Source organism: Candidatus Acidianus copahuensis (genome assembly GCF_000632495.1).
GTDB lineage: Archaea > Thermoproteota > Thermoprotei_A > Sulfolobales > Sulfolobaceae > Acidianus > Acidianus copahuensis.
Genome location: NZ_JFZT01000032.1, coordinates 1 through 5,624, shown reverse-complemented (window position 1 = coordinate 5,624; position 5,624 = coordinate 1). Strand labels below are relative to the sequence as shown.

General features: G+C 32.3%; 7 protein-coding genes. 2 read left to right on the top strand and 5 right to left on the bottom strand.

Annotated features, from left to right (window positions below; all coding sequences use genetic code 11):
* Positions 1-299: GNAT family N-acetyltransferase (locus tag CM19_RS04025; RefSeq protein ID WP_048099175.1), on the top strand; the 299-nt coding region annotated here is incomplete at its 5' end.
* Between the two features lie 268 nt (positions 300-567).
* Here the strand turns inward: CM19_RS04025 and CM19_RS04020 are convergent.
* Positions 568-1,002 carry a hypothetical protein gene (locus tag CM19_RS04020; protein WP_048099174.1) on the bottom strand — a complete coding sequence of 145 codons (435 nt, stop codon included), beginning with the start codon at positions 1,000-1,002 and terminating at the stop codon, positions 568-570.
* Between the two features lie 92 nt (positions 1,003-1,094).
* Between CM19_RS04020 and CM19_RS04015 the strand changes: the two genes are divergently transcribed.
* Positions 1,095-1,340, top strand: coding sequence for a hypothetical protein (locus tag CM19_RS04015; protein ID WP_048099173.1), 246 nt, complete (start codon positions 1,095-1,097; stop codon positions 1,338-1,340).
* A gap of 364 nt (positions 1,341-1,704) precedes the next feature.
* Here CM19_RS04015 and CM19_RS04010 read toward each other — a convergent pair whose 3' ends face one another.
* The 4 genes from CM19_RS04010 to CM19_RS03995 are packed head-to-tail and all read right to left on the bottom strand — an operon-like array spanning position 1,705 to position 4,289.
* Positions 1,705-2,025, bottom strand: a complete 321-nt coding sequence (locus tag CM19_RS04010) for a transcriptional regulator (protein ID WP_052349451.1) — start codon at positions 2,023-2,025, stop codon at positions 1,705-1,707.
* Entirely contained in the window at positions 2,018-2,686 is a 669-nt protein-coding gene (locus tag CM19_RS04005; protein WP_048099172.1) for a hypothetical protein, read from the bottom strand. Before CM19_RS04005 ends, CM19_RS04010 begins: the two co-directional genes overlap by 8 nt.
* Complete coding sequence (locus CM19_RS04000; protein WP_048099171.1) at positions 2,683-3,489, bottom strand: hypothetical protein; 807 nt, start codon at positions 3,487-3,489, stop codon at positions 2,683-2,685. The genes CM19_RS04005 and CM19_RS04000 overlap by 4 nt, the downstream gene beginning before the upstream one ends.
* On the bottom strand, positions 3,489-4,289 hold the full coding sequence (locus tag CM19_RS03995; protein WP_052349450.1) for an ATP-binding cassette domain-containing protein: 801 nt from the start codon (positions 4,287-4,289) through the stop codon (positions 3,489-3,491). The genes CM19_RS04000 and CM19_RS03995 overlap by 1 nt, the downstream gene beginning before the upstream one ends.
* Positions 4,290-5,624 lie beyond the last annotated feature (1,335 nt).

Below are 5,624 nucleotides of genomic sequence, written 5' to 3'. Positions count from 1 at the left end.
GATATGGATCCTTTGAAGGAGAGAAATTAGTAGCAGCGGCTCTAAGAAGGGGAGAACCAAATTACTGCAATATAGGGGGAGTGTATACGTTAAGAGAGTATAGAGGAAAGGGACATGCAAAAAAGGTGGTATCTCTCATAACAAGGGAATGCCTCGAAATGAACTTAGTTCCCTTTCTATCTGTTCATTCCAAGAATGAGCCTGCTATAAGGGCTTATAAGGCAATAGGATTTGAAGAGTTTTCACATTTTAAGTGGATAAAGCTTAACGGATTTACAGCTTTCGATGAGGAAACGTAAAGACTAGGTTGGAACTTCTTGCTTCGTCCTCTATGGCTAATCTCTCTGTTGATAGAAGAAATTCTCCTTTGTGTGTCAGTTTCCTTAACATCGTATAGGAGTTAAGAATCTTAGAGTTTACACAAGTTCATTATTTTACGTATGGCGCAAACTTCATAGAAGCGTGTTTACTAAAACTTCTGTCTTAATAGTACGAAGAGGACGTAAGAAAATCAATTTATATACTTTAATGGGTGTACACTCTTATGTTGGGTCTTCCTTAATCAGATTAGGATAAACTAGTGAAATTACCATCGTGGACGGTGTAGTGCTTGTCCGGATTCTCAAGCCTACTCAAGGCGTCTTTCCAGTCAATTGTACCAGCAGGACTTATCCACTGTGTCACTTTAACCTCTCCTCCCCATTTATAGAACTTATATATTGCCATTTTATGAGATGGAGTTTTTAAAAAAAGAGATATATCCTCCTTATTTGTCCAGACTGAGATTGTCCAGAAGCGTCTATGTAAAATATCTGCACCAAGAGAATATCTTATAATTCCCTTGCTCACTCTAAGCTGAGACTCGACTCTCTTAACTAGTATTAAGAAAGGTATTATATTCCAAGTGCCCCTTAGATTAAGATAAGTAGCTATAACTATGTACTTTCCATTTTCGACATTAATATCTTTATTAGACGGAATTTCATAATATTTGATAATCATGTTATATCATTTTTTTCAAAAGCTTATAAGTTCTCTACTTTATAAACTTTGCAAACCAAATTATTTATAATTTTAGATTTTTATCAGCCCTTATGGGAATGACGAGCAAGATATTCTGGAAATTGTCCTTTGCTAGAAGAACAATGATAATGAAAACTATACCGCCTGAAAGTATAGGAAGATCTGATGGAACGGTTCAAGTTCTAACCATAATCACAGAAATAATTTTATTGATATTTTATATAACAACTGTAGATATTCTTAGTCCAGGTTTTTTAATTCAAATCACTGGATTTGTTGTGTTAACATCAATAATTTTAGCTATTATATTATATTAGGGGATTTCGACTGTAGAGAAATTCGAAAAGTTAAAGTATTTACTAACCTAAAGTTGTACAAGGATTAAGTTTAGATATTCCTTCAAAAATAATTGATTATGAACTACATCGTAACATAAGGAGAACAAGTTTAATTTTGATTAATTAGATCTTAAAGTTGCCAATAAGACTTAGCATAAAGTGCTTAATTACATGAATGGAAAAGGGATTGCTTCATAAGAGACATATTCATCCTTCTAATTGATCCTCTCTCCTCCTTAACCCACAAGATAAATACCAGTTTTTATTTTCACTCAATCTAAAAAATTGATTTCACTAATTATAGGGTGTCTAGATTTAAGAAGGAAGTATTATATCAACTGAATTATAATTCTCTCAATAACTCTAGATATTTTTTATAAATATCCATTCCTTTTTCAGTAATTTCCGTTACTATCCTTGGACTTCCTAAACTAAAGGAATTCCTAACAGTTATGTACCCAGCTTCTTCTAATTGAGCCAAATGGTTACTTAAACTACCCTTTTTAAGTCTGGTTATTTCAAGTAAAGTTTTATAGCTAATTTTCTTATTTATTGCTAAAGCTATAAGAATCATTAACCTTGTTGATGACTTTAAGGCAGGATCGTTATTTATTGTCATCAAGAGGCGTAATACTTCATTTGGATCCTTCTTGGATTCAGTCATTGTCTATCAACTCTGTTGGAGCATAATAGAGGGCAAAGATTGATGAAAATAACCAAGTAAGTATAATTATAATGGATGTCAATACCCATAAAGGAAAACCAAAGTATAATGAAGGAAGTAAGTTAACCAAACCTCCTCCTATTAGTGAAAAAGATGCCAGTTTTCCCTCTAGTGGAATATTATTAAAGATTCCTTTTAATGAGATATACAAAATAATTCCAATTAATAGATAGAGAATAGAGGCTCCCAACAATGAATAAAATATATATCCGACCAAATCTTTAGCCGTAATTGCGAGCGCGTACTCTACAGCTGAAATTATAATTATAATTAGTATACCTAATTTCCACGGATTTCTCTTCTTAGAATTATTTTTATTTTTCTCTAAAGCAGAATTAAATTCAATTGTGCGATTAGTTTTTCTAAATATTTTTCTGGTAAACCAAAATCCTAAAGATTCCGCTAATAAATAAGTTATAATCAGCAAAATTACAGAGTATTTACTATTAAAAACATTAAAAATAAAATATGGAGAAAAGGTGAAGATTGTTATTAATCCGGCCCATAAAGCATAATATACTCCATAAGTTTTCCTAATTATATATCTCTGCCATTTTAGGACGTCCTTAGCTATATCCTTCGTGTTCTCCATATCGTTCAAACCATTCTACCCTCTTCGAGACTTGTACTTTTAAGTCTTTTTAATAGTAATAAGTCCACAACACATAACAGGAGAGACCAACCTATTAATGATAGCAAGGAAATAACAGGATTAAGCGTAGAGGACTGGTTTGAAACGGATTGATAAGAGATCAATGGACTGCTACCACTATATGAAGTGTAGAATAACGAGATGATATCATTAAAAGGAGATACATAAAGTACCAAACTTGGAAGTTGTCCAAAGATTTGACTGAACCCGAAAAGATAAGAGAGAATTAAAGGAATAAATGAGATGTACTGGACATTCTTAGTTCCAAGATAATTTATCATAGTAGTCATTAACAGCGTTGCTAATGTGGTCATAAAAACGGAGGATAAGGCTCCTATTCCAAGTAGTAGCTCGAAATCTTTTGGCATAAGCACATAATCGAACCGGAACGAATATACACCCATAGTTAATAACGCCATAATCGCAGAAAAAAGTAACCCAACAATCATGGATGAGACTAAGAGACTTTCCACGTATTTGTTTAACGTCAATTTAGTATACTTTAAGACGTAAGGTATCGATCTCGTGGAATAATAGATAGTAAAAGCTACAGTTATGCCCAGAGTAGACAGAGATAGAACAACCATAATTGAGAACCATGCTGATGTAAAGGCTAGATCTACGTTATTAGAGTCTGGAACTCCTCTGGAAAAAAAGTACGCACCCATAAATAACCAGAATATCGTGAATAGTATTCCCCATCCCCATAATTGTGGAGAAGACATTAGAGCTTTAGTGAATTGCTTAAACATTAAAGCTCACCCGAAATCTTTTCAAATATACCTTCCCAATTTGTGGCGGAAGTAAGGGAAACTTCTCCTTCATTTAAGGTGAAACTAAGTGTTCCGTAACGGGTATTAATCTTGGATATATAGCCTGGTTTCTCTTCTCTATTCATGTATATCCTAGGTATATCGGATACTCTAAATCCTCCAGCTAATTTTCCCTCAATCATAAAGTATAGAGGCCAATCCTTAAAGTACTTCAATAGAACGTCAAATTCGTGAGTTACCATGACTATCTCGCCATCAAATTCCTGAATCATTTGTGCTATCTTCTTTCTTCTAACCTGATCTATCCCTTCAAATGGTTCGTCAAGAAGAGCCAATTTTGAATTCATTGATAGAGCCATAACATTACCGAATATCTTTTGTTGTCCTGTACTTAACCTCCAAGGTTTAGATTTAAGTATAGACTCGACTTCAACCTCTTTTATTTTTGTTAGCACTTCATCGGCATTTGCGCGCTTCAGATCTGCGTATAGGAAAATTATGTCCTTTACACTTAAGTTTACCAATTCATAGACCTCTAAAAGATTTGAAGATACTCTTACCTCATTTTTTACATTTTTTACATTATTTCCAAATACCATTACTCTTCCTTCTTTTATAGGGACAAGGCCAAGGATAGCTTTTAAGAAGGTTGACTTTCCTGAACCGTTAGGTCCAACTACGACTGCCTTCTGCTTAGAAAGCGTGAACGTAATATTATCTAATACCCTTTTCCTTTCCTTTGCATTATATTCAACTACTAGGTTTTCTACTTCCAACATTTTGGACTATATATAATTTTACGACAGTATATATAAGAGGTAAAGATAGTCAAAAAATTTTACAATCTAGATTTTTAGAATTATCTTTAATAAGTCTAATACTTTGAAAAATTAAAGGGCTAATCCCTTTATATGTTAACGTATTCGGTAACATTGATAAAATTAGGGAAACTTGTATCATTGCAAATTACCAACGTAGGACAGGGTTATAATTAGCAAGTATATTAAAATCCTAGGATTATAAAACGATCAGACCAATGGAAAACTTTATCTTTCTTTATCTCTGAGGCATTACCTGACTGAACTCTGTTTCTGCAACTATAATTTCATTTTACAAATTCGATTAAGTTACTGTATATAAGCCTTGATTACAATATATTTTTTATTTAAAAATGTTAAATATTAACTCTTGAGATATACATAACACTAAATAACTTTACATAAATCTAATTAAAAAATAAGGGTATAAGTAAAAAGTAATAAATAAGATAAGGAATTAAAACATCTTTATATTAACGAAGAAATACATCTTGATATACAGTCACGTATATAAACACTGTAGAAATTTGAAAGTTACGAATATTCATAATCCTTTTGTGCCTATAGATCTTTTGAGTTTTCGTGAGCTATCAAGATCACTCAATTAGAGCATCTCGTTTAGTTCTCTTGAATAGTTTTCCTATCACTAAATCTAGGTCACCTTAAGAGACCATATACTTAACATTATATAAAAGATGCAGGTCTTAAAACATTATATATTTGTTTCCCTATTATGGACATGGTTTCACTTCTTATAGGTATCGTTTACTACTCTCTTAGTGGTACAAAGAGGACGTAAGAAAACCGATTTATGTTTTGAAAGGACAATTTATTACTATACTCGTGGTGGATCTCTGTCCTCCTTAACCCAAAAGATAAACCCGAATAACTACCACTTCATGAGAATTCGACTCAAAAGCATTTGATGGTACCTTAAGTTTTGTTGTTACTAAAAGTCTATAAACCGGTTAAATTATGCTACACCTCAAAATTTCTCAATATGTCCCCCTTTTTGGAGAGTGAATTCACTGTGTCGCAAAATTATGATAAATCGTTAGATTATGCAGAGATTAACATCGCCTAAGAAGAAGTTAATTACTTAATAACATACTAAATGAATTAAACCCATTCTGAGATGTAAAGAAAGTATAATCTACAGGTATATCTTCTCCCTTAATTCTATTTAAATTATTCACATATATCTTTGATCAATATTAATTTTTTAATTATAAAATCTTTAACGAATCTGTATCCTACAACATCTAAGTTATCTCTCATCCTAACCGACAGACTAAA